At 71.0% G+C, this 23,465-nt stretch carries 19 protein-coding genes; 7 read left to right on the top strand and 12 right to left on the bottom strand.

Going from position 1 to position 23,465, the window contains the following annotated elements:
- Positions 1-154: 154 nt before the first annotated feature.
- The 3 genes from ACF08N_RS29460 to ACF08N_RS29450 form a co-directional block, all read right to left on the bottom strand.
- Entirely contained in the window at positions 155-697 is a 543-nt protein-coding gene (locus tag ACF08N_RS29460; RefSeq protein ID WP_392327745.1) for an SseB family protein, read from the bottom strand.
- 114 nt (positions 698-811) lie between these two features.
- Positions 812-1,177: a hypothetical protein gene (locus ACF08N_RS29455; protein WP_392327744.1), complete on the bottom strand. Its 366-nt coding sequence runs from the start codon at positions 1,175-1,177 to the stop codon at positions 812-814.
- Between the two features lie 75 nt (positions 1,178-1,252).
- Positions 1,253-1,897 carry a hypothetical protein gene (locus ACF08N_RS29450; RefSeq protein WP_392327743.1) on the bottom strand — a complete coding sequence of 215 codons (645 nt, stop codon included), beginning with the start codon at positions 1,895-1,897 and terminating at the stop codon, positions 1,253-1,255.
- 119 nt (positions 1,898-2,016) lie between these two features.
- Here ACF08N_RS29450 and ACF08N_RS29445 point away from each other — a divergent pair, with 119 nt between their 5' ends.
- Together ACF08N_RS29445 and ACF08N_RS29440 are read left to right on the top strand one after the other, a co-directional pair.
- The gene (locus tag ACF08N_RS29445) at positions 2,017-4,644 is read left to right on the top strand and encodes a bifunctional FO biosynthesis protein CofGH (RefSeq protein ID WP_392327742.1); all 2,628 of its coding nucleotides are present in this window, start codon (positions 2,017-2,019) and stop codon (positions 4,642-4,644) included.
- A 573-nt stretch (positions 4,645-5,217) separates the two neighbouring features.
- Positions 5,218-6,351 carry an ADP-ribosylglycohydrolase family protein gene (locus tag ACF08N_RS29440; RefSeq protein ID WP_392327741.1) on the top strand — a complete coding sequence of 378 codons (1,134 nt, stop codon included), beginning with the start codon at positions 5,218-5,220 and terminating at the stop codon, positions 6,349-6,351.
- A 63-nt stretch (positions 6,352-6,414) separates the two neighbouring features.
- Here the strand turns inward: ACF08N_RS29440 and ACF08N_RS29435 are convergent, their stop codons facing one another.
- Positions 6,415-7,968 carry a sodium:solute symporter family protein gene (locus tag ACF08N_RS29435; RefSeq protein ID WP_392327740.1) on the bottom strand — a complete coding sequence of 518 codons (1,554 nt, stop codon included), beginning with the start codon at positions 7,966-7,968 and terminating at the stop codon, positions 6,415-6,417.
- Between the two features lie 205 nt (positions 7,969-8,173).
- Positions 8,174-8,956, bottom strand: coding sequence for an SDR family oxidoreductase (locus ACF08N_RS29430; RefSeq protein ID WP_392327739.1), 783 nt, complete (start codon positions 8,954-8,956; stop codon positions 8,174-8,176).
- Between the two features lie 84 nt (positions 8,957-9,040).
- Here ACF08N_RS29430 and ACF08N_RS29425 point away from each other — a divergent pair, with 84 nt between their 5' ends.
- Positions 9,041-9,880: a hypothetical protein gene (locus ACF08N_RS29425; protein ID WP_392327738.1), complete on the top strand. Its 840-nt coding sequence runs from the start codon at positions 9,041-9,043 to the stop codon at positions 9,878-9,880.
- 126 nt (positions 9,881-10,006) lie between these two features.
- Here the strand turns inward: ACF08N_RS29425 and ACF08N_RS29420 are convergent, their stop codons facing one another.
- The 3 genes from ACF08N_RS29420 to ACF08N_RS29410 all read right to left on the bottom strand — a co-directional run bounded on the left by ACF08N_RS29420 (position 10,007) and on the right by ACF08N_RS29410 (position 12,234).
- Positions 10,007-10,216, bottom strand: coding sequence for a DUF397 domain-containing protein (locus ACF08N_RS29420; protein ID WP_307714976.1), 210 nt, complete (start codon positions 10,214-10,216; stop codon positions 10,007-10,009).
- Between the two features lie 165 nt (positions 10,217-10,381).
- Positions 10,382-11,263 carry a helix-turn-helix domain-containing protein gene (locus ACF08N_RS29415; protein ID WP_392327737.1) on the bottom strand — a complete coding sequence of 294 codons (882 nt, stop codon included), beginning with the start codon at positions 11,261-11,263 and terminating at the stop codon, positions 10,382-10,384.
- Positions 11,264-11,505: 242 nt separating this feature from the next.
- Positions 11,506-12,234: a GPP34 family phosphoprotein gene (locus ACF08N_RS29410; RefSeq protein WP_392327736.1), complete on the bottom strand. Its 729-nt coding sequence runs from the start codon at positions 12,232-12,234 to the stop codon at positions 11,506-11,508.
- Between the two features lie 241 nt (positions 12,235-12,475).
- On the opposite strand from ACF08N_RS29410, the gene ACF08N_RS29405 reads away from it, so the two are divergent.
- From ACF08N_RS29405 to ACF08N_RS29395, 3 genes are all read left to right on the top strand, one after another.
- A complete protein-coding gene (locus ACF08N_RS29405) occupies positions 12,476-15,166 on the top strand; it encodes a D-alanyl-D-alanine carboxypeptidase (protein ID WP_392327735.1) in 2,691 nt (896 codons plus the stop codon).
- Between the two features lie 170 nt (positions 15,167-15,336).
- A complete protein-coding gene (locus ACF08N_RS29400) occupies positions 15,337-17,289 on the top strand; it encodes an MFS transporter (RefSeq protein ID WP_392327734.1) in 1,953 nt (650 codons plus the stop codon).
- A 103-nt stretch (positions 17,290-17,392) separates the two neighbouring features.
- Complete coding sequence (locus ACF08N_RS29395) at positions 17,393-18,205, top strand: adhesin (protein ID WP_392327733.1); 813 nt, start codon at positions 17,393-17,395, stop codon at positions 18,203-18,205.
- A gap of 66 nt (positions 18,206-18,271) precedes the next feature.
- Here ACF08N_RS29395 and ACF08N_RS29390 read toward each other — a convergent pair whose 3' ends face one another.
- Both ACF08N_RS29390 and ACF08N_RS29385 read right to left on the bottom strand, forming a co-directional pair.
- Positions 18,272-18,517, bottom strand: a complete 246-nt coding sequence (locus ACF08N_RS29390) for a hypothetical protein (protein ID WP_392327732.1) — start codon at positions 18,515-18,517, stop codon at positions 18,272-18,274.
- A 7-nt stretch (positions 18,518-18,524) separates the two neighbouring features.
- On the bottom strand, positions 18,525-18,983 hold the full coding sequence (locus tag ACF08N_RS29385; RefSeq protein ID WP_392327755.1) for a hypothetical protein: 459 nt from the start codon (positions 18,981-18,983) through the stop codon (positions 18,525-18,527).
- A gap of 340 nt (positions 18,984-19,323) precedes the next feature.
- Here ACF08N_RS29385 and ACF08N_RS29380 point away from each other — a divergent pair, with 340 nt between their 5' ends.
- A complete protein-coding gene (locus ACF08N_RS29380) occupies positions 19,324-19,650 on the top strand; it encodes a GYD domain-containing protein (protein WP_392327731.1) in 327 nt (108 codons plus the stop codon).
- Positions 19,651-20,033: 383 nt separating this feature from the next.
- Here the strand turns inward: ACF08N_RS29380 and ACF08N_RS29375 are convergent, their stop codons facing one another.
- Positions 20,034-22,250, bottom strand: coding sequence for an FG-GAP repeat domain-containing protein (locus ACF08N_RS29375; protein WP_392327730.1), 2,217 nt, complete (start codon positions 22,248-22,250; stop codon positions 20,034-20,036).
- A gap of 414 nt (positions 22,251-22,664) precedes the next feature.
- Positions 22,665-23,330 carry a signal peptidase I gene (gene lepB, locus ACF08N_RS29370; protein WP_392327729.1) on the bottom strand — a complete coding sequence of 222 codons (666 nt, stop codon included), beginning with the start codon at positions 23,328-23,330 and terminating at the stop codon, positions 22,665-22,667.
- Between the last annotated feature and the right edge of the window lie 135 nt (positions 23,331-23,465).

Here is a 23,465-nt window from a genome sequence, read left to right as displayed (position 1 = left end):
TCCAGCCCCGACAACGCCAGATCCGCAAACCCACGCCCCACCGACGCCTCGCCGATCATCCCGAGCTCCTTCAGCTCGGCATGCGCCAGATTGATCCCGCTCGCGATCTCCGCCAGCGCCGCCGGCGGAGCCTTCAGCTCCGGCTCGCCCCCACTCACCGCGTCCCCCCGAAATCCACCGCCACCGCATCCGGCACGATCCCCGCAACCGGCGGAAACACCATCCCCTCATCACTGCCCGCATCCAACGCCACCCCGCCCGGACCCGGCAGCATCGGCACCATCACATCCAACAACCGCGCACCCAGAACCGTCCGGTACGCCAACTCACGCACCGCATCCCCCTGCGCGACCGCGAACCGCGCCAACGCCACCTCGTCCGAGAACGCACAGATCCACCGCACCCCGTTGAAATCCGCCGTCCACAAACTCCCCCGCGCATCGAACGGCACCAACACCGCCGACCGCCGAAACTCCCCCAGCAAACGTGCAAACCCCCGCCGCGCCACCACCAACTCATCCACCGGCTCAGCGGCCACTGGCTCATCCGAGCCCGCGTCCACCGGAGTCGAGTCGGGTGCGGAGACCGGCGCTTCAACCGCTGGTGCAGGGCTTTCCACCGGCACGGATGCCTCAGCCAAGTCGGCCAGTCGGGAGGCGTGTTGCGGCCTCGCTATGTCATCCCCGTTGTCAGTCACGTCCGGAATGCTGCCACGTGCGTCTTCTCATCAGCAACGTATAACGGGCCTAATCCCCGGCAAACCGGCCAAACGCCGATGACGCTTCTCGTGCACCCAGAGCATTACCGAGGGTCACAGCTCGTCGCGACTCACAGCGAACAGCATGCTCTCGGTGACACTCACCACAGGAAGGATCTGCACCTTCAGCTCGCCCGCCGTGTCCGCTGTCCTGAACTCCACCAGGAGGCAGCTTCTCCCGTCCTCCTCGACAACTCGCAGCAGCCGTGCCCCTTCGCGGAAGAGACGCATCCTCAGCTCTCCCGAATCGGTGAGCCAGGAGACACCCACGGATCGGCCGATGGCGTCATAGGAGAACGTCACGTCCTCGCCGGTGACCTCCTTGAAGCGCAAGGTCCTCTGGGTCTCACCCGTGATCTCCGGTGCGACGCCGAAGGCGTTGATCAGGAGTTGGGGGTCGGGCGTGACGAACTCACTCACAACTGGGCACCGTCCCCTGCCTCCAGTTCCAGCAACGCCTCGTGCCGGAAGTCCTCAGGGTCCGTGACCACGCCCTCACGCCCCGGCCCCCAGCGCCGGTGCCACCAGCCCCGTCTCGTACGACGAGCCGCTGGACGTCTCGGACGCCTCCGCCGCCGGGGCGTACGCGCACTCCATGTGCACGCCCCCGAAGAAGCGGCCGCCCTCCGCCATCCACTCGTACACCTGGCGCTCCCTCTCCCCGCGTTCCAGGCGCAGGATCCAGTCCTGGGAGGCCTGCTGCTGCTCGTACGACGTGATGTCCCAGCCGTCCGCCTTCAGGTGGTCCCGCAGGCGGGCCAGTGCCGCCAGTGCCTCGTCGCGCGGGACGTCGTTCAGCTGCCAGCCGTGGGACAGCGCGTACGCGTTCTCCACCGGGGTGTCCGCGATGCTCTCCAGGCCGCCGGGGTAGCACGAGTCGGCGCTGAACCCGTTGTACTGCCCTGCGGGGAGCACCGTGTCGAAGCCCGCGACCTCGTACGCCTCCTGCGAGCGCGCGGCCGCCCGGTCCGCCATCTTCTGCGGGGCCACGCGCGGGTAGTCCTCCGGCGTCGCGCTCTCGATCCCGTACGTCACGAACAGGCCGAGCACGAACAGCACCGGCGCGCCGATCATCACGGCCAAGGTGATCCAGAGCCACCGGAGAACGGGGAAACGGCGGTGTTCGAGGTCGTCGATCATGCCGTGGACGCTACGGGGGGCCGGTCCCGGCACGTATCCGCAGGTGACACCAGGCCGAATAGGCGCTGATACTCAGCCGCACCGGCCGCCCGGTCAGCACCCGCTCGTATGCTCGCAGCATGACCGATCACCAGGGCGGGCACGACGCGGGACGGCCCACAGAGAACGCCATGCGGCGTGCGCTCAAGCGGGCCAGGGACGGGGTGGCCCTCGATGTCGCCGAGGCCGCCGTGCTGTTGCAGGCCAGGGGGAGCGACCTGGAGGACCTGGCCGCCTCCGCCGGCCGGGTGCGGGACGCGGGGCTGGAAGCCGCTGGGCGGGCTGGGGTCATCACGTACTCGAAGAGCGTCTTCGTCCCGCTCACCCGCCTGTGCCGCGACAAGTGCCACTACTGCACCTTCGCCACCGTCCCCGGCAAGCTCCGCCGCGCGCGGGCTACGGAGGGGGCACCTCCCGCCTCAAAGAGTGCGGGGGCGTTCATGTCGCCCGACGAGGTCCTGGAGATCGCCCGGCGCGGGGCCGCACTCGGCTGCAAGGAGGCGCTGATCACCCTCGGGGACAAGCCCGAGGACCGCTGGCCCGAGGCCCGGGAGTGGCTGGACGCGCACGGGTACGACGACACGATCGCGTACGTGCGCGCCATGTCGATCCGGATCCTGGAGGAGACCGGGCTGCTGCCCCACCTCAACCCCGGGGTCATGTCCTGGACCGACTTCCAGCGGCTCAAGCCCGTCGCCCCGTCGATGGGCATGATGCTGGAGACGACGGCCGAGCGGCTGTGGTCCGAGCCGGGCGGGCCCCACTACGGCTCCCCGGACAAGGAGCCGGCCGTACGGCTGCGCGTCCTGGAGGACGCGGGCCGGTCGAACGTCCCGTTCACGAGCGGCCTGCTCATCGGGATCGGCGAGACGTACGAGGAGCGCGCGGAGTCGCTGTTCGCGCTGCGCCGCATCTCCCGTGCCTACCACGGCATCCAGGAGCTCATCCTGCAGAACTTCCGCGCCAAGCCGGACACGGCCATGCGCGGGATGCCCGACGCCGAGCTGGACGAGCTCGTCGCCACCGTCGCGGTCGCCCGGCACATCATGGGCCCCTCGGCGTGCCTGCAGGCGCCGCCCAATCTCGTCGACGGCGAGTACGCCAGGCTGCTGCGGGCCGGGATCGACGACTGGGGCGGCGTCTCCCCGCTGACCCCCGACCACGTGAACCCGGAGCGGCCCTGGCCGCAGATCGACCAGCTCGCCGAGCAGTCGGCCGCCGCGGGGTTCGAGCTGCGCGAACGGCTGTGCGTGTACCCGGAGTTCGTACAGCGCGGCGAGCCGTGGCTCGACCCCCGGCTGTTCCCGCACGTCCAGGCGCTCGCCGACCCGAGCACCGGGCTCGCCCGCGAGGACGCGATCCCCGCCGGGCTGCCCTGGCAGGAGCCCGACGAGGGGTTCACGGCGAACGGGCGCACGGACCTGCACCGCACCATCGACTCCGAGGGCCGCACGCACGACCGGCGCGACGACTTCGACGACGTCTACGGGGACTGGGAGGCGCTGCGCGAGGCCGCGGCGCCCGGCATGGTGCCGCAGCGCATCGACACGGACGTGCGGCAGGCACTGAGCCGGGCCGCGGACGACCCGACGCGGCTCACCGACGACGAGGCACTCGCGCTCCTCCACGCCGACGGGCCCGCCCTCGACGCGCTCACCCGCATCGCCGACGAGCTGCGCCGGGACGTCGTCGGTGACGAGGTGACCTACATCGTCACCAGGAACATCAACTTCACCAACGTCTGCTACACCGGCTGCCGTTTCTGCGCCTTCGCCCAGCGGCGCACGGACGCCGATGCCTACACCCTGTCCCTGGGCCAGGTCGCCGACCGTGCCGCGCAGGCGTGGGACGTCGGGGCGGTCGAGGTGTGCATGCAGGGCGGCATCCACCCGGACCTGCCGGGCACGGCGTACTTCGACATCGCGCGCGCGGTGAAGCAGCGCGTCCCCGGCATCCATGTGCACGCCTTCTCGCCGATGGAGGTCGTCAACGGCGCCAGCCGCACCGGCATGTCGATCCGGGAATGGCTCACGGCCGCGAAGGAGGCGGGGCTCGACTCCGTCCCCGGCACCGCGGCCGAGATCCTCGACGACGAGGTCCGCTGGGTGCTGACCAAGGGCAAGCTGCCCGCCGCCACCTGGATCGACGTCGTGAGGACCGCGCACGAACTCGGCATCCGGTCGAGCTCCACGATGATGTACGGGCATGTGGACCAGCCCCGGCACTGGCTCGGCCACCTCCGTACCCTCGCCCGTATCCAGCAGGAGACCGGCGGTTTCACGGAGTTCGTGACGCTGCCCTTCATCCACACCAACGCGCCGGTGTACCTCGCCGGGATCGCCCGGCCCGGCCCGACGGACCGCGACAACCGGGCCGTCACGGCCATGGCCCGGCTCCTCCTGCACCCGCACATCACCAACATCCAGACCAGCTGGGTCAAGCTCGGCGTGGAGGGCGCCGCGGAGATGCTGCGCTCCGGCGCGAACGACCTCGGCGGCACGCTGATGGAGGAGACCATCTCGCGGATGGCCGGTTCGCGTTACGGCTCCTACCGGTCGGTGCGCGACCTCACCGCCATCGCCGAGGCGGCGGGCCGGCCGGCGAAGCCGCGGACGACCCTGTACGGGGAGGTGCCGCGGGAGCGCCAGGAGGCGGCCGCGGCGTCCGACGGACACCTCCCGGAGCTGCTGCCGCTGCTGCCGGACTGACTGGGATGCGGTGCGGCCGGCGGGCGCACTGCGGTCGGGTCGTGGGCCGGCAGGCGCCCGCTGTGGGGCGGGCCGGCGCCCGCTGTGGTCGAGGCCGTGGCCCGGGCGGCACCCGCCGTGGTCGGGTCCTTGGGCCGGGCGGCGCCCGCCGGGCGGCACCCACCTGGGTCGCGCGGACCCGGCCGTGGGCCGGGCGGCACCGCCGTGGGGCGGGCGGGCACCGGTGTGGTCGAGGCCGTGGGTCGGCAGGCGTCCGCTGCGGTCGGGTCCGCGGGCCAGCAGTCGCCCGTCGTGGGCCGGGGCACCCGGTGTGGTCCGGGCCGTGGGCCGGCAAGGCACTCGGTGTGGTCGAGGCCGTGGGCCCGGGGCGTCCGCTGTGGTCCGGGCCGTGGCCCGGACGGCGCCCGCCGTGGGCGCGCGGCGCCCCGCGCTCACCCGCCGGCCGGTCATTTCCGGCGTCCGGGGAGTTCGTCGACATACCTGCGCGATCCCCCTGCGCGCTCCGAGGGCCCCGTGCCCGTTCGATTACAGTGCTGCGCCGGGCAGTGTTCGTTCGACGTCGGGGAGGGCACGGTGAGTGCAGCAGCCGCGGCCGTGTGGGGCCGGGCCGAGCAGCAGGACTTCCGTGCCCGCGTACGCGGCGCCCTCCTCGGCGGCGCGATCGGCGACGCGCTCGGCGCGGGAGCCGCGGGAGCGGGCCTCGACGCGCTGCGCGAGGCCCACGGGCCGGAGGGCCTGGTCGACTTCGTGCCGGTGGACGGGCGCCGGGGGACGGTGACCGCCGCCACCCAGATGACCCTGTTCTCCGTCGACGGGCTGATCCGCGCCCAGGTGCGGCGGGACACCGGGGCCTGGCATCCGCCGACCGACCTGCACCGCGCGTATCTGCGGTGGGCCGCGACGCAGCGCGACTGGGGCCCGGACGAGCGCCGCAAGGACAACGGCTGGCTGGCGTGCGAGGAATGGCTCTACGCCCGCCGCGGCCCGTCCCGCGAGTGCCTGACCGGTCTCGGCGACGAGACCATGGGCACGCTGCAGGCACCGAAGAACCCCACCGCCCGGGACGCGGGCGCGCTGGTGCGCTCGGCGCCGTTCGGGCTGCTGGTGGGCTGGGAGCCGCAGCTCGTGTGCCAGCTCGCGGTGGAGTGCGCGGCGCAGACCCACGGGCACCCGACCGCGTACCTGTCCGCCGGGGCGTTCGCCGTGATCGTGCACGGGCTCGCCCGCGGGGAGACCCTCGACGGCGCGGTGCAGCGCGCCCTCGCGCAGCTGGCGGCCCGGCCCGGCCACCAGCCCGTCACAGACGCGCTCAAGCAGGCGCTCGGCTCCGTACGTCAGGGCATCCCGAGCCCCACCCGCGTCGCGGCGCTCGGTGAGAACGGGTACGCGGAGGAGGTGCTGGCGATCGCCGTGTACTGCGCGCTCGTCGGCGAGGACATCCGCCACGGCCTGCGCCTCGCGGTGAACCACGACGGCCCGTCGCAGGCGACGGGCGCGGTGTGCGGTGCCCTGCTGGGCGCGCTCCACGGGGAGACGGCGCTGCCGCCGGCGTGGCTGTGCGAGCTGGAGGGGCGGGGGACGCTGCTGGAGATCGCGGACGACTTCGCGATGGAGATGACGCAGGGGCCGGCGCTGCACAGCCCGACGTCCACGGCGCCGGGCTGGCTGGCGCGCTATCCCCGCGCGACGGCCCCGGAACTGGCCTGAGGCCGTCGCATCCCGGGGGTGCCGGGCCGAGGGCGGGGGCAAGGCCCCCCGGCCCGCACGGCGTCAGTCCGCCGTGCCCGTGCCGGCAGGTGCCGGCACCGGAGCCGCCGCCGCACCCGTCCCCGACGGACCGTCCGTGTTGATCTTCGCGAGGACCTCGTCCCGCTCCGGTGTCGCCTCCGGCTTGATCCAGCCGACCACGACGTAGAGGACCAGCGAGACGACGAGCGGCACCGAGACCTGGTACTGCAAGGGCACCCCGCCCTCGACGTTCCAGCTGATCGGGTAGTTGACGAGCCAGAAGGCGACCAGGCCGACGCCCCAGCTGAGCAGCGCCGCCGTCGGGCCGCTCTTGCGGAACCAGGGGAGCAGGCCGAGCATCAGCGGGATGGCGATCGGGCCCATCAGGCCGGCGACCCACTTGATGACGACGGTGATGATGTCGCCGAAGAAGGGCGAGTTGACCTGCGTGGCGATCGCCATCGACAGGCCGAGGAAGAGCAGCGTCGTCCAGCGCGCAGCGAGGAGCCCCATGCGGGTGTCCCACTCGCGCGCCTTGCGCGACATCGCCGGCATGATGTCGCGGGTGACGACCGCCGCGATGGCGTTCGCGTCGGACGAGCACATGGCCATCGTGTGGGAGAAGAAGCCGACGATGACGAGACCCAGCAGGCCGTGCGGCAGCAGCTGTTCGGCCATCAGCGCGTAGCTGTCGGCGGGCACGTCGGTCTCGATGAGCAGCGGCGCGACCCACATGGGGAAGAACAGCACCAGCGGCCACACCAGCCACAGCACCGCGGACAGGGCCCCGGAGCGCTGCGCGGACTTCGCGGTGTCGGTGGCCATATAGCGCTGGGCCTGGTTCCACATGCCGCCGTTGTACTCGAAGGTCTTGATGAACAGGTACGCGATCAGGAAGACCATCATGTACGGACCGGCCAGCGGTTCGGCGTGCCCGGCCAGCTTCGGCTCGTCCCACACGGTCCACAGGCTGCTGAAGCCGCCGAGTTCGGCCATGACGGCGACGAGCATCGCGATGCCGGCGACGAACTGGATGACGAACTGGCCGAGTTCCGTGAGGGCGTCGGCCCACAGTCCGCCGACCGTGCAGTAGACGGCGGTGACCGCCCCGGTGATCAGGATGCCCGTGTTGAGGGAGACGCCGGTGAAGACGGACAGCAGTGTGGCGATGGCCGCCCACTTGGCGCCGACGTCGACGATCTTCAGCAGCACACCGGACCAGGCGAGCGCCTGCTGGGTCGGCAGGTTGTAACGGTTCTTCAGGTATTCGAGCGGTGAGGCGACATGCAGCCGCGAGCGCACCCGGTTGAGCCGGGGCGCGAAGAGCCGTGCGCCGATCGCGATACCGATGGCGATCGGGAAGGACCAGGTGACGTACGAGGTGATGCCGTACGTGTACGCGATGGCCGCGTAGCCGGTGAACATGACGGCGCTGTAGCCCGACATGTGGTGCGAGATGCCGGAGAGCCACCACGGCATCTTTCCGCCCGCGGTGAAGAAGTCGCTGACGTCGTCCACGCGCTTGTGGGACCAGACGCCGATCGCGACCATCACGCCGAAGTAGCCGATGAGCACGGCCCAGTCGAGACTGTTCATGCCCCCTCCAGGGGTCCGGTCCGCCTTGTGAACGCCGTTCATGGTGTGGCGATCCACTGCGGCGCGACAACGGATGGGAGGGTCAAGTCCGAGTAAAATCGTTCGAGTTATTGACCTGTGTTCATGTGTGTGACCGACAGAAGGGTGAAAAAACGGCCGCACGGGGCGCGTCCCGTGCGGCCGGAAGAGAGGAGGGAGGCGCGCTCTAGCGCATCAGCTCGCCCGCGTTGACGAGCAGCGACTGGCCGGTGATCGCCCGCGCGCGGTCGGAGGCGAGGAACGCCACGGCCTCGGCCACGTCCGCGTCGGTCGCGAGCTCGGGCAGGGCCATCCGCCCGGTGAGCCGCCCGAGCACCTCGTCCTCCGGCACCCCTTCGGTCCGCGCGGTCATGCGCACGTACGCCTTCACCGGCGGCCCCCACATCCAGCCCGGCAGTACGGTGTTGACCCGGATCCGGTGCGGGCCGAGCTCGCGCGCCAGCGAGTACATCGCCGAGGTCAGCGCACCCTTCGATGCCGCGTACGCCGCCTGCCGCACCTGTGAGGGGGCGGCGACGGCCGACTGCGTGCCGATGACCACGACCGAGCCTCCCCGCTGTTTCAGTGCCGGCAGGCAGGCGCGGGTCATGCGCAGGGTGCCCAGCAGGTTCACGTCCAGGACCTGCCGCCAGGTCGTGAAGTCGGCGTCCTCCAGGCCGCCGAAGCAGCTGTCCCAGGCGGCGACGTGGACGACCGCGTCGATCCGCCCGAAGCGCTCCAGCGCGAGCGCCGCGAGCGCCTCGCACTGCGCCTCGTCGGTGATGTCCGTGGCGCGACAGGCGGTGCGCGTGCCGCCGGGGTCGATCTCGCGCGCCGACGCCGCCAGATTCGCCTCCGTGCGCGCGCCCAGCACCGCATTGCCCCCGTCCCGTACGACGGTGGCCGCGACCTGGTGTCCGAGGCCCGCGCCGACGCCGGACACGACGACGGTCCTGTCTCGCAGCGGCATCCCGACGCCTCCCCGCTCTGGCCAATTATCTGACGGACCGTCAGAGTAGGTCCGTCCGATGGCGGAGGGAAGGGAGCGGGCACCGTGAACGAGGACACGCGCAGCGAGGTGTACGCGGAGCTGGCGGGCGTCGGCCCGTACGGGGTGCGCCCCGGCCATGCCCTGATCACCATGGTGGAGCCGCATCCCGGCCATGAGTACGCGTACAACCGCTGGTACGAGGACGACCACTACTACGCCGGCGCGATGGCGATGCCCTGGATCTACGCCGGGCGGCGCTGGGTGGCGACCCGGGACCTGCAACTGCTGCGCCACCCCGCCACGTCCGCCGTCGCCCGGCCCGTGACGGCCGGGTGCTACCTCTCGACGTACTGGATCACCGAGGGCCGCTACGACGACCACATGAAGTGGACCGTCGCCATCAACAAGCGACTCAACCGCGACGGACGGGTCCATCAGCAGCGGACGCACGTCTTCACCGCGTTCCAGGACCACGAGGCCACTGTCTACCGCGACGGAGCGGCGGGCCCGCGCGATCATCACGCGCTGGACCATCCGTACGCCGGGCTCGTCCTGGAGGTCGTCGACGCACAGGGCACGGGCCAACGCGGGGAGCTGCTGGAGTGGCTGTGCGCGCGGCATCTGCCGAAACGGCTGGCCGGGTCGGCGGCGGCGATGGTGACCGTCTTCCGGCCGACGCCGCTGCCCGGCGACCGGATGACCTATGTGAAGCAGGTGGAGGGCGTGGACACCCGGCTCACTCTGCTGTGGTTCCTGGAGGCGGACCCCAGGGAGTGCTGGGAGCCGACGTTCCGCGGGCTCGACGCGGCGGTCGAGGCGACCGGACTCGGCCGCGTGGAACTGGTTGCTCCCTTCGTCCCGACGATCCCCGGGACCGACCGCTACGTCGACCTGCTCCGGTAGCACCGAGGCGAAGACCCGAGGGGGAGGCCGAGCCCCCTCGGCCGGGACGGCGAACCAGTCGAGAGGGCTCCTGTCGGTGCTGTCCGGTTCTGGCTGGTACTCGATGGGGCTTCCGTGGCGCCGCGCTCAGTCGCGACCGAACGCGCTCTGCGCCACTTCGTTCACGAACGCATTCCACGAGTCGGGCACGAAGGTGATCGTCGGGCCCGCGGTGACCTTGGAGTCACGCACGGAAATCGCGTCGACCACGGGGGACTTGACCTCTACGCAAGCACCGTTACCCGTGGAGTACGAGGACTTCGTCCAGGTCTCCGTGGCGCCCTGAATGATTGCCATGATCGCTCCGCTTCGGCAAGTGATGTGATGTGCGCCAACGTTCTTGCTGGCGTGATCGACGCTACTCGCCGCGCTGGGAGCGCGAGATGGGCATTCACTCGACCGGATGGCATATACCAGGCGACTCTTCCGTCACACCGACCCAGTGGTGTACCGTGCGGCGCTTCAGCCGTCGAAGCGGCCCGCGGTCTCCCGCGCGTAGTCCTTCGCGATCGTCTCGATGAACTGCCGCGTCTGGTCCACGTTCAGCGCCTGGGCCCGCAGATGCTCGTACATGACGCTGTACTTCTGCACATCGTTGGCCTTCTCCAGGTACAGGTCGCTGGTGACGCCCTCGATGTAGACGACGCTCGAGTCCGAGGCGTCGGGGAACTCGAGGATCGCGTACTGCCCGTTGATCCCCGGGTGTGCGCCCATGTCGAACGGCAGGACCTGCACCGTGACGTGCGGCTGATGGGACAGCTCCACCAGGTGCTCCAGCTGCTCGCGCATGAGCTGCTGGTCGCCGACCCGGCGGCGCAGCGCGGCCTCGTCGATGACCGCCCACAGCCGCAGCGGGTGCTCGGCGTCCTTGATGCGCTCCTGGCGGCGCAGCCGGACGCTGACCCGTTTCTCGATGTCCGTGACCCCGCTCTCCGGCAGGGCGCCGGCGATCAGCGCCTCGGCGTACTGGCGGGTCTGCAACAGGCCGGGCACGACCTGCGGTTCGTACACGCGCAGGCTCGCCGCGTCGGTCTCCAGACCGATGTACACGCTGTACGGGATGTCACCGAACGCGTGCCACCAGCCCTGCTGGCGGGAGTCCTTGGCCATCTGCATCAGCGAGTCCACGATGCGGTGGTCCTCGACCTCGTACACCCCGCACAGGTCACGGACGTCGCGCTGGCTGATGGAGCGGCGGCCGTTCTCCAGCCTGCTGATCTTGGACTGGGACACGAGCAGGCGCTCCGCGACCTCCTCGGCCGTCATGCCCTTCAGCTCCCGGAGCCGGCGCAGCTCCTGACCCAATCGGCGTCTCCGAACAGTGGGATTGACGTTGGACGCCACGGAAACTGCACCTCCGACCGCGTTGCTCTGCGTATCTACTGTTCAGCAGACTGCCACCAATCGGCCTTCCTGCGCTGCCAAATGGCCACACACGCGAACGCGCGGAGCAGCAATGAAGCTGCCCCGCGCGTTCTGCGGCTCCCGAACCGGGTCTTGGGGACGTCGGTGCGGCGGTGCGGCGGTGCGGATGGTGCGTATGCCCGAGCGGTGGTGCTGCGGTACGCGCTGCGGCGGCGTCGCGCTCAGTGCGCGGCGACGCGGGCCATGCCGCTGCGGCGTGGCTGCATCGGTACCGGACCCGGCTGACGGCCGCTCGCGGTCGCCGGCTGGTTGCGGCGCGGCTGGGCCGCAACACCGTTCTGGACGTCCATGACGGCGTGCGCCACGAGACCGCCCATCGGGTCGTGCCTGATGAGGTCCCGCAGCCGGGACCTCGAGGAACGCCCTTCGTTCCCGGGGTACAGGTGCTTGCCGAGACCGACCGCGTGGGCCAGCGCGGCGAGCGCCGCGGTCCGCGGGTCCGGCGGTACACCGGTGCGGATCGCACTGTCCAGCCGGGCCCTGATGTCCCGGCTGATCGCCGTGTCCGTCGCCTGGTAGCGAGTCGTCGGCAGCACTCCGCACATCTGACCCGCCACGGCATGCACCATGCCGCACCGCTCCAGATGCGAGAGGTAAATCTGGCGCAGCCCCAGGCGGGGCCCGCCGATCCAGTGGACCGCCCGTACCGGACTGCCACGTCGGCGCAGCAGTTCCAGTGCGGAGTCCAGGGTCGGATCTCCGGTCGGCCGTGGCATCACCACGGCGATACGATCCCCGTCTGGGGCTATCCGTCCTGCCAGAGCCAGCTCTACTAGCTGTGCCCCGGCCAGGCCGAGGTCGAGCGACTGCGGCTGCGCTGTGGTACCCGTGGCCGGGTCCAGAGCGAGCAGCAGAAGCTCCTCCGGAAGTGTTCTGCGGCTCCTGCCCATCCATGCCTCCCCGCGTGGATGAATGACAGGGTGACCCCTCTCACATTGGTCTGTCGAGAGCGCCTGGGTGCTTTGTTAGGGAACCGATAGGTATGTCGTTCTCGTCTAGCACGGGAGCCAAGCGCTCACACAGGACACTGGTAGATGGTTCGGACACGGCGGGCGCTCGGTCCTCGAGGCTCGTGGTGACACTCGTCGTGCCGCACGCGGGTGTGCGTACGCACCCGAATACGCATGGCACATGGCAATGACTCACGAAGGAGGCACGGTGGCGGGCGAGTCCCCCGGCAGGTCGGAGCAGCGGAAGTCGTCGGGGGAGACGACGGGGCGCGAAAGCGATCCGCGGCTCGCCGTGTTCCGCGAAGGTTCCCGGGCCTCGTCAGAGGCCCTTTCCGAGTCGTCCGCGTCGGCTGCCGAGCCGCCGGCGAACGAGCGGACGGCGGTGTTCCGGACGCTGCCCGCGCGGGGGGCGGCCGAGGCCGCCGCGACCGCGGAGGCGGATGTGGACCCCGGCGCGGCCCAGGCGTCCCGGGCGGGCGTGGGGGAGGATCCTGCCTCCCGGGCGGAGAGGGGCGGCGTGGCGACTGCCTCCGAGGACGAGGGTGATGCGTCGGCGGACGCGGCCGACGAGGACGGCGTGGCCGAGAGCCCGGCCTCCCCGGCCGAGGCGGCCGGTGCGGCCACTGACGCCGGCGCGAGCGGTGCTGACAGCGCGGACGCGGCTGAGGCCGTAGGCGCGGCGGACGCGGCCGGTGGGGCTGCTGCCGAGGGCGAAGCGTCCTCGGTGGACGCGGCCGGCCGGGCCGAGGGCGGTGTCCCGGGTGAGGCCCGTGCGGCGTCGGTCCCTGCGGCCGGGTCCGGCGTGGCTTCGCAGGCGGAGTCGACGTCGGCGTCCTCCGCCGAGGAGTCCGGCGAGGCTTCCCCCGACGGTGATGCGGCCTCGTCAGCCCGGCGGTCCACGGAGGCGTCCTCCGCGGCTCCTGAGCCCCCGCTGAGCGAGCGGACGGCGGTCTTCCGGACGCTGCCCGCCCGTGGGGCGTCCGACGCCGTCAAGGGCGCTTCCGGCGACACCCCGCAGGACGGCGCGACCTCCGAGGAGTCCGGCGGCAACGACGCGCGCCTGCGCGCGGCCGTGGCCGCGTGGGTCGGTAAGACGAACGAGGACGCGGAGCCTTCCGCGGCCCCGGCCGACGCCCCCGGGAAGAAAGCTTCCGCTGAGGCCGCGGACGCCGAGGGCGCCGAACCGTCTGCGTCTGCGTCTGCGAACGCGAACGTGAACGTGAACGCGGATGCGAAGCCGAAGGCGAAGAGCGACGAGCGCCCCGCCGTCGACCAGCCCACCACCACGTTCAAGGCGCTGCGCCGCCCGGCCGTCGATCAGCCCACGACGGCGCTCAAGTTGCCTCCGGTGCCCAAGCCGGCCTCCGAGTCGGAGCTTGCGAAGAAGGCCGCGACGCCGTCCGCGACGCCGTCCGCGAACGAATCCGCTGCCGCCTCCGCATCCGGTTCCCAGGGTTCGAGCACCTTCGTGCCGCTGCGGCGCGACGAGGCGAGCGCCGCCTCCCCCCGGAAGCCGCAGGCTTCATCCGCGCCGCTGCCCCCCGCGTCGCTCACCGAGGCCGAGCGGACCAAGCAGCAGCCCATGCCGCCGCTGCCCCCGCTCGACCTGCTCGCCGAGCTGACGAACACCCCGCCGCCGCCGGAGACCCCGGTCCGCACGGTCGTGCGGCGCATCAAGATCTGGACCCCGCTGGTCCTGTTCCTGCTGATCGTCTTTGCGGTCGTGCAGATGGTCCGTCCGCTCCCGGACCCGCAGCTGGCGCTCACCGCCGACGCGGAGGTCTCCTTCGACGGCGGCAAGCCCGCGCTCCCGTGGCCCGGTGAGGGCCAGGGGCAGATCGTGGTGTCCGGGCTGGGCGTCGTCGGCGAGTTCGGCGAGGAGAAGCCCGTGCCGATCGCCAGCGTGACCAAGACGATGACCGCGTACATCATCATGCGCGACCACCCCTTCAAGCGGGGCGAGGACGGCGCGTCCATTCCCGTCGACGCCCTGGCCGAGAAGGAGGGCGGCTACGACCAGACCAACGACGAGTCGACCCTCAACACGATCAAGGAGGGCGACACGATCTCCGAGCGCGACGCCCTCAGCGCGATCATGATCCCGTCCGCCAACAACGTCGCCCGGCTGCTCGCCCGCTGGGACGCCGGTTCCGAGAAGGCGTTCGTCAAGAAGATGAACGACACCGCCAAGGAACTCGGCATGACGAACACGACGTACACCGACCCGTCCGGTCTGAACGCCACCACCGTCTCCACGGCGGCCGACCAGGTGAAGCTGGGTCAGGCGCTGGTGAAGAACAAGGCCATGGTGGACATCACCCGGCAGCAGGAGTGGTACGACCCGTCCGGCAAGCGGCACAGCAACTACAACACGCTGATGCCCCGCAACGGCGCGATCGGCATCAAGACCGGATCGACCACCAAGGCCGGCGGCAACCTGCTCTTCGCCGCGTACAAGGACATCGGCGGCACGACGCAGACGATCGTCGGCGCGGTGCTCGGGCAGCACAAGCCGTCCATCCTCGAGACGGTCAACCGCGTCAGCGAGGAGGTGCTCGTCGCGACCCGCGAGGCGCTGGAGGCGAAGACCGTCGTGAAGAAGGGAGACGTCGTCGGTCACGTCGACGACGGCCTCGGCGGCCGTACCCCGGTCGTGGCGACCAAGGACATGACGGTCGTCGGCTGGTCGAGCCTGAAGGTCGAGCTCGGCATCACCGACGGCGGGAAGAAGCTGCCGCACACGGCGAAGGCGGGCACGGTCGTCGGCAGCCTCACCGCAGGCTCCGGCGCGGGCACCATCAGCGTGCCGGTCGCACTCCAGCAGGACCTCGTGGAACCGGGCTTCGGCGACAAGCTGACCCGTATCGTCTAGGGGTTCTTCGGCACACGTGGGCGTCCCGGGTGACCGGGGCGCCCACGTGTTAGCGTCCCCGGGCAACTGAAGGACGCAGGGACGGCGTCCTATCCGTACGGACGGCACATGACGGAGCCGGCAAGGCCCGGGAGACGACGGCAGACAGGGACAGAACGGGGAGAGCCGCAGTGACCACCGCTGAGCCGACACGGGCGGACGGGAGCAGCACGGCCACGCCCGACGGCGGCGACACCGCCGCGCCCGAGGCCCGCGACCAGGGCACGCCCGACAGCGGCGGCACGGAACCGGACCGGCGCCGCGGGCCGCGAATACAGCCCGTTCTCCCCGCCCATGACGGTGGGTCGGATGTCTCGGATGTCTCGGATGTCTCGGACGTCGCGCACCGGCCGGGCGGCCGGCGGCCGGACGGGCTGCCCGCCCGCCTCATGCGCCACCCCGTCGCCCTCGCCACGGCGTCGGCCGCCTTCCTGCACCTGCTCTGGTTCTTCCTCGTCGCCAACAGCGGCGGCGACATCGCGGCCCAGGACGCCTGGGCGGAGTTCGTCGGCCGGCACCCCGACTCCGCGTACAACCTCGCCTGGTACGGCGGGATGCACCCCGTCTCGTACAGCGTCGTCTCCCCGTACCTGATGTCCGTGCTCGGCGTACGGACGACGATGATCCTCGCGGGGACGGTCTCCTCGGCCCTGACGGCGCTGATGCTCGTGCGCGTGCGGGCCGTGCGGAATCCGGTGGCGTGCGGGCTCGCGGGTGTCTTCGCGTTCCTGTGCAACGCGCTGTCCGGGCGGGTCACCTTCGGTCTCGGCATGATGTTCGCGCTCGCCGCCGTCGGCGCCGTCTTCTGCTGGCCGCCTCGCTGGCGCCACAACCGCTGGGCGAAGGCGGCGGTCGCCGCCCCGCTCGCCGGGCTCGCCACCGCGGCCAGCCCGGTCGCGGGCCTGTTCCTCGGCGTGGTGGCCGCGGCCCTGTTCCTGAACGGCCGCCGCCCGGGCGCGTACGCGGTCGGTCTCGCACCGGTCGTGGTCGTGGCGCTCTCTGCCTGGCTGTTCCCGTTCTCCGGTACGCAGCCGATGTCGCTGCTGTCGACGTCGCTGCCGTTCGCGTTCGGCGTCCTCGTCTTCGTCCTCGTACCGAAGCACTGGCGCACGGTCCGGACGGGCGCGGCCGTGTACGCCCTCGGCACGGTGCTGACCTGGCTGATCGATTCGCAGATCGGGTCGAACGTGTCCCGGCTGCCGATGCTGTTCGCGGGTGTCGTGCTGCTCGCGGCCCTGCCGTACACGATGCCGCGCTCGCGCAAGTGGTACGCGGTCCTGATCGCCTTCGCGGGCCTGAACGCCTGGATCGGGTTCAAGGGCGTCGACGACATCGTGCGCACCGCTCCGACCGCCTCCTGGAACAGGGAACTCGCGCCGCTCGTCGACCGGCTGCAGCGCGTGGGCGCGGAGCGCGGCCGGGTCGAGGTGGTCCCGGCGAGCAGCCACCGCGAGGCGTCCGCGCTCGCCCCGTACGTCAACCTCGCGCGTGGCTGGAACCGCCAGGCGGACATGAAGCGCAACCCCCTCTTCTACGACGGGGAGAACGTGCTGACCTCCGAGAGCTACCGCGCGTGGCTGGACCGCTGGGCCGTGCACTACGTCGTGCTGCCGAAGGGGCGCCCGGACTCCAGCGGTGCGGTGCGGGAGGCCGAGCTGGTCAGCAAGGGGCAGCCGTATCTGACCCGGGTGTGGGGGGACGCGAACTGGCAGCTGTACGCGGTCAAGGACCCGATGCCGATCGCCGACCCGCCGGCGACGGTCGAGCACGCGGGCGCGGGGGAGCTGACGATCCGTGTGCGGTCGGCGGGCCGGGTGCTGATCCGGGTCCCGTACTCGCCGTGGCTCGGCCTCGTCGACGAGGAGGGCAAGAGCGTGCAGGGCCCGCAGGAGACGGCGGAGTCCAAGCTGCGGCAGGACGGGCCGAGGAGTTTCGACAATCCGCACGGCTGTCTGCTGAAGGCGGAGGAGGACTGGCAGGGCGACGAGTGGACCGAGCTGCTGGCCCCGCGCGCGGGCGTCTACCGGCTCGCTGCGCCCTATCAACTCCCGCGCGGTACGCCGTGTCCCGAGGAACTGCGGTAGTCCGCGGCCTTACCCGCGTTAACACTTATGCGCTCCGTCGCGCTGGTGCATAGTGGACGCGTTTTGACATACCGATCAGTCGGTCTACGGGGTTCGGTGCGACATGGCGTGCGAACGGAACGGCGACGACGGCGCGGGAACGAGGGCGGCGCGGTCCGGTCGACTGCTGCTGGGAGCGCTCGCGCTGGCGCTGACGCTCACGGGCTGCGGCCCCTTCGGAGACGACGCGGCCCCGGCCGACGCGCGGGCGTCGGGCCCGGACGAGGACCTCGACGAACTCGGCGGCGCGCCGCAGCGGATCGAGCCGTCCGACGTGCCGGCCCCGTCACCGTCGCGCTCCCTCGTCACGCCGAGCCCGAAGCCGCCGGCGACGTCGAAGCCGCCCCGCCCCAAGAGCCCCTCGTACGCGGCCTGGGCCGGCCCCGGCTGCACGGGCGGCGGGCGCTACGAGGAGGACGGCCGCTACAGCGACGGCGACGACGGCTGGTACACCGTGCGCTCGGGCGGCCACCGGGGCGATGGCTGCGACGGCCGCTTCACGGCCCTTCCCATGTCCGGCTCCCGGGTCAAGGACCGCGGGAACACGGCGACATGGTCCTGGTACGTCGGCAGCGGCTACACGAGCTGCTCGGTGGCGGTCGTCGTCCCCGAGAGCGCCCGCCCCCAGGACGTGGCGGGCCGGCCGTCCACGTACCTCGTCCTGAAGGACCCCGCGGACCCGGCCGGCGACGCGGTCAGGACGTTCGAGATCGACCAGACCTCACTGCGCGGCAGGGGCGTGGTCATCGAGAAGGTCCCGGTGCACGACCAGCGCCTGACGGTGCGACTGGTCGACCGCGGCGAGGACTGGGGCACCGCCGCCCGCGCCGGCGCGCACCACGCGGCGGCCCAGATGCGCGCGGAGTGCAGTGCCTGAGGGGCGGGGTGCGGTGGGCTGCGCCGGCTGGGCGCGAGAGTGCTCGCCGAAGCCCCACCGCCCTGATCACATGTGGTCGGTCCTCCTCCTCGCTGCCTTCGTCATCCGGGACTGGCAGCCCCAGTGAGCAAGCCCGCCCACCCCCAGGGCCACGAGGATTGCTCCCCAGTCGATGACGTGCGGCAGCCCGGGGAAGAAGGCGAAGAACGCGAGCGTGGCGACGAGCCCCCCGAGAAACGCGGCGATCCCGGCCCGGCGCCGCCGTGTCTCCCACGCCGGGTCCGAGTTCCGCCCCTGTTCCTGCTTGATCATGGACAACTCACTTCGTGATGTGGTGGCACTGACTCACGCGCCGCACGCCGTTGACATGGAGGTGGGCGCACGCCTTGCCATAACGAGGGAGCGTCTGAGGAGAGTTGTTCCGCATCGGATCGATCTTGCACTCGCTGTGCGTCCTGCCGCGCGACGTACGGTAGGTCCGGTTGTCGGTGTCGGCGTACGTGAAGTCGATGCGCCAGTTGCAGAAGCCTGTGCCGAGCGCCGCGACAAAGGCACAGTCGACGCCGGCGTTCTGGTACGTGATTTTCCTGCCGCTTCCGCGAACGACGTGCGTGAACATGCAGCCTGTCGGAACCTTCATCGTCACACCGCCCACGCTGTACTCAAAGGTGCGGACAGGAGTCGATCCGATCGCGCCGGCGTGCGCACTGGTCGACGAGGTGGCGACGAGTGCCCCTGCGACGGCCAGAGCCGTCGTGAGGCGCGAGATGGAGCGCATGGCCAAGGTGGTCCCCTCCGGTGATCTCTGATGAGACCTGGGAAACGGCGTCCGGGGTCGGCCAGTTGCAGTATCCGGGGCGATTCACTGACATGTGTGATCAGCCAACAAGTGGGCTGACCAGCAGAAACGTTAATGATCCCTGGATGTGGGCTGCGGGCCTTGTCGAGCCGGCACGCATCACGGCGGAGAGGGCCCGAAGCGGTGATCCGCCGTAGTCTTGCTGCGTCCGTGGGTGATGCATGACACGCAGAGGCGTTGCAGCCCACCTCAGTGTTTCAGCGGTTAACGTTCGGCACTCGACAGGAACTCGCGCGGATCGCCCGACGAGAGGGAGACGATGCCGCTCTATCTATCGAGGTTCAGCTACACGCCAGAGACCTGGGCCAGGCTCATCGGCCGTCCCGAGGACCGCAGAACGGCTGCTCAGTCGTACATCGAGTCGGTCGGTGGAAAGCTCCACGGGTTCTGGTACGCCTTCGGAAAGCACGATGGCTACACCCTGTGGGAAGCCCCCGACAACGTGTCCATGGCCTCAGTCGCGCTGGCGATCACCGGAGGCCGCGCGCTGAGCTCGTTGGAGACGACCGTCCTGCTGACCGTTGACGAAACACTGGATGCCTTGAGCAAGGCCGGGGAAGTCCAGTACCGAGCGCCTGCGTCGTAGTCGCCTCGCGCCCAGTCGCGGCCGCTCACCGCACGTCGGCCCCGGCCCTGAACGACCGCTCCCCGGTGATGTCGAAGGCCCGGACCGTGACCGGTCCGGGGCCTCTGCGCTGGTGCCCCGGCAGGATTCGAACTGCGACACCTGCCTTACGAGCTCGATCGAGGATTACGGCCGAACGGCACCGCCTCAGCGGTGACGCGTCGTTGACCTAGCAGTGAGGGCTGTCAGCGTCGTAGAAGAACAGCCCCAGGTCCTCGACAGAAAGCCGGACGGCCCCCGCCCAGCAGCAGGGAGACGGGACTGACGACTGCGGGGCCCGGCTCCTCCGCCGCCGACGAGGCGGCGGTGGTGCCGGACGGTGCGGTGCACGGTGGCGCTGCTCTTCATGCAACGCGGTTGAACTTGGAGCCCTCGCCCGCGTACAGCGACGTCGACTGACGGCTGAAGGGGGCGGTGGTGGAGCCCGTCGAGCGGTAGACGAATGTGCCGCCCGCCCCGTACGCGATCAGGTCCGGGCGCCCGTCGCTGTCGACGTCACCGGCGCCGACGAGCTGGGTGAAGGCACCCCAGCCGCCGCCGATCCGCACGCGGGCGGAGAAGTTGCCGCGGCCGTTGCCCTGGTACAGCCAGAGGACGCCGTCCTTGTCGCGGGCGACCAGGTCCCCGGCGGCCGTACCGGCGATGTTCCCGACGGCCGTGAGCTGGTTGTAGACGCCCCAGCCGCCGCCGACTCGCACGCGGGCGGCGAAGGGGGCGGTGGCGGAGCCCGTGCCCTTGTAGAACCACAGCACACCGGCGGTGTCCGTGGCGAGGAGGTCGGTGCGGCCGTCACCGTCGAGGTCCGAGCCGCCGGTGAGCTTGTTGTAGACGCCCCAGCCGCCGCCGACGCGGGCACGGGGCGCGAAGCCGCCGTCGCCCCTGCCGAGGTAGTGCCAGAGCACGCCGGAGCCGTCGAGGGCGACCAGGTCGCCGACCTCGTTGCCCGCGAGGTTGCCGACGGCCTCGATCTGCTTGTACGTCTGCCAGCCCGAGCCGATCCGGGTGCGCTGGGCGGTCTCGATCCGGCCGTTCACCGGCCGGTCCCGCAGGTCGTCGCGCCACAGCACGCCGGAGGCGTCCCGGGCGAGGACATCGGTGGAGCCGTTGTTGGTGTAGTCGTGCGGGTTGATCGTGCGGACCACGTTCATGCGCCAGCCCTGGTAGACCGGCTCGCCGGTGCCGTCGAGCAGCATCGCCTCGGCCTCCACCGCGTACGAGCCGTTCGGTGCGTCCACCCCGTCGAGGGTGCCGTCCCAGGTGAGGGAGAAGCGGGTGCCCTCGGCGGGGGCGTACACGCGCGTGCGGTACAGCTGCTCCGTGACGGTGTGCGTGAGCGTGACGTCCAAGTAGGCGTCGCGGTGCGACAAGGTCCATCCCAGCGTCACCTCGCCGCCGGTCTTGTCGAGGTTCACCGTGTCGGGGACGTGCACCTGCTCGATCTTCAGGTCGGCCAGCCGGCCCTCGTCGGCCACCTTGGTGACCTTCGGGGTGCCGTCCTCCGCGGCCTCGATCCGGAACAGCCCCTTGCCGTCGGCGGCCCGCTCGCCCCGCAGGATCAGGCTGCCGTCGGCCACGGCCCTCGTGTCGGACCCGCGGTCGGCGAGCTCGCGGGTCTCGCCGCTGGTCAGGGAGACGGCCCGGGCGGGCGTCTCGGGGTCGCCGTACAACAGCCAGCCGCCCACGAGCTCGTAGTACCACTCGTCGTCGCGGGCACCCAGGACGGTCCGCTTCTCCTCGCGCGTCTTGCGGTCGACGGACGTGACGAACAGTCCGGTGCCGGACTTCCAGTCGAGCCAGGCCACGTGCGAACCGGAGAACATCAGGCGGCTGAAGCCGTACCCGGACTCGATGGAGGGGTACGTCTCGGACACCGTCCCGGCCGCCACGTCGATCAGGGCCCGGCCACCGGTCCGCGCGTCAGCCGGACCCGTCTCGTACCCGACGAGGACGAGGCCGTCCTTAACCGTCGAGCCGATGAAGTCGGTGGCGTCCGCGGGGAGCCCCGAGACCTTGCGGGTGGTCGTCGTGGCGCCGTCCTTGCTCACGACGTGCAGTTCCGCCGTGCCGTCGTCCTTCGTCACCTGCGCGAGCACGCTCGTCGGGCTCAGCACGGCCACGTAGTTCCCGTTCAGGGCGCCGAGGTCGATGTCCACGCCCGGGGCCGACGGGTCGGCCATGTTCCGCAGGGTGAGCGAACGCATCTGGGCGTTCCAGTTGTCGTCGCCGAGGACGACCACGTCGCTGCCCGCCATGGTCCAACCGCCGTCCTCGGGTTCCTGGAGCGGGGTCGGGGCGCCGCCGTCGTACGGCGTCCAGAGCAGCTTCCGGGTGCCGTCGTGGGCGAAGGAGTAGGTGAGGAAGCCGGAGGTGCCCACGCCTCCGAGGTCGGAGCCCTCCGGGTAGACGGGAAGGGCGGCGGCTGCCTCGGCCGGGGCCGAGCCCGAGACGGAGCCCGAGCCGGCGGCGAAGGCGGCCGGGGCGGTGGCCAGCGTGCCGGCGCCGAGGGCCGTGACGACGAGGACGGCCGTGGCGAGACGGGTGCCGGTGGAGCGGAACTGCAAGGTGAACCCCCACGAGAAGACCGGACACGGAAGTGCCGTGCCCGATCAGACTCATGATCGGGTCGCTCGGTTGTACGGGAACTTCGGCGAACCGTTCGACTTCATCGGGCCGGGTGGCAGCACCCGTCACCCCCGTCCGCCCGCTCCAACGTGGCGGCGGACATGTGGGCCTTGTCCGTCCAGGCCGTCGGCAGTCGCTGAACACCGCGGCTGTCCATGCCCGTTGGTGTCACCGGTTGATGTCAGCGCAGGGCCGCACCTGCGGGCAAGCGATTTGCCACCTCCGTCGGACCAAGAGTCAGTGAGTGCGGGATGCCCCGGTAGTCCCGGCAGTGGACGCTGCCGCCGACCGCGCCCCTTGAGGCGCGGTGCCGCCGCGCTCACGCCAGCCACAACGCAAATGCCCCAGATCGCTCACACCACGGGCCGCGGCGGCACAGCCGTGAGCGGCCGGCGGGCACTCCGTCCGGACGCGTACCCCCCGATCCCCAGGCCGATCCCGACCAGGGTCAGCACGATCCCGAGGACCCCGAGCGCCACACACACCGCCGGCACAGTGAGACCACTCTGCACTCGCCCGAGCACTCCGGAGGCCGCGACGCTGCCCGACTGCTCGTCGAGGAAGAACCGCGAGTCGTTCGAGTTCCCCCGGTTGTCGCCCAGCAGGAACAACCGCCCGTCCGGCACCTTCACGTCGTACGGTCCGGTTCCCGGGTTCACTTCGCCGCGCATCACATACGGTTCGTCGACCGGCTTCCCGTTCACCGTGATCCGAGTTCCGTCGCACACCACGTGATCGCCGCCCATCCCGATGACCCGCTGCAGGACCGGTCTGCCCTGATAGCGATCGGGCACATGGACGAGTACGACATCACCCCTGCGTATCTTGCCCGCGTCGATGCGCTCGATGACCAGCCGCTCGCCTGGGCGGTACGTGGGCTCCATCGCCTCGCTCATGACGGTGGCCCCCTGGTAATGCGTGAGGAAGTACCCGATGCCCCCCAGCGCCAGGACCAGCCCGAGTGGTACCAGTACCCAGGCCGCGACTCTCAACCTGCTGCCCACTCCCCGCTGCTGCATGAACACCCCTCCCTGAACCGCCCGAGGCCGGGCGAACCAGCAGAGGCTAAGCGGTCTCGGGTCAGGAAGGCATCTCACCCCCAAGGCCGCATAGGTTGGTGGAGCCTTCGGCCCGTACAAGTGCTCGGGCAGGGG

It is taken from the genome of Streptomyces sp. NPDC015127 (assembly GCF_043080095.1).
Taxonomy (GTDB): Bacteria; Actinomycetota; Actinomycetes; order Streptomycetales; family Streptomycetaceae; genus Streptomyces.
The sequence above is the reverse complement of the archived record's forward strand: the minus strand, read 5'-3'. Positions and strand labels throughout refer to the sequence as shown.

Coding starts and splice junctions, on each gene's coding strand:
- ACF08N_RS29380 (WP_392327731.1), top strand. CDS start 19,324: ATGCCGCTCTATCTATCGAGGTTCAGCTACACGCCAGAGACCTGGGCC.
- ACF08N_RS29410 (WP_392327736.1), bottom strand. CDS start 12,234: ATGGGCAGGAGCCGCAGAACACTTCCGGAGGAGCTTCTGCTGCTCGCT.
- ACF08N_RS29390 (WP_392327732.1), bottom strand. CDS start 18,517: ATGATCAAGCAGGAACAGGGGCGGAACTCGGACCCGGCGTGGGAGACA.
- ACF08N_RS29430 (WP_392327739.1), bottom strand. CDS start 8,956: ATGCCGCTGCGAGACAGGACCGTCGTCGTGTCCGGCGTCGGCGCGGGC.
- ACF08N_RS29395 (WP_392327733.1), top strand. CDS start 17,393: ATGGCGTGCGAACGGAACGGCGACGACGGCGCGGGAACGAGGGCGGCG.
- ACF08N_RS29450 (WP_392327743.1), bottom strand. CDS start 1,897: ATGATCGACGACCTCGAACACCGCCGTTTCCCCGTTCTCCGGTGGCTC.
- ACF08N_RS29445 (WP_392327742.1), top strand. CDS start 2,017: ATGACCGATCACCAGGGCGGGCACGACGCGGGACGGCCCACAGAGAAC.
- lepB (WP_392327729.1), bottom strand. CDS start 23,330: ATGCAGCAGCGGGGAGTGGGCAGCAGGTTGAGAGTCGCGGCCTGGGTA.
- ACF08N_RS29420 (WP_307714976.1), bottom strand. CDS start 10,216: ATGGCAATCATTCAGGGCGCCACGGAGACCTGGACGAAGTCCTCGTAC.
- ACF08N_RS29385 (WP_392327755.1), bottom strand. CDS start 18,983: ATGCGCTCCATCTCGCGCCTCACGACGGCTCTGGCCGTCGCAGGGGCA.
- ACF08N_RS29435 (WP_392327740.1), bottom strand. CDS start 7,968: ATGAACAGTCTCGACTGGGCCGTGCTCATCGGCTACTTCGGCGTGATG.
- ACF08N_RS29405 (WP_392327735.1), top strand. CDS start 12,476: ATGGCAATGACTCACGAAGGAGGCACGGTGGCGGGCGAGTCCCCCGGC.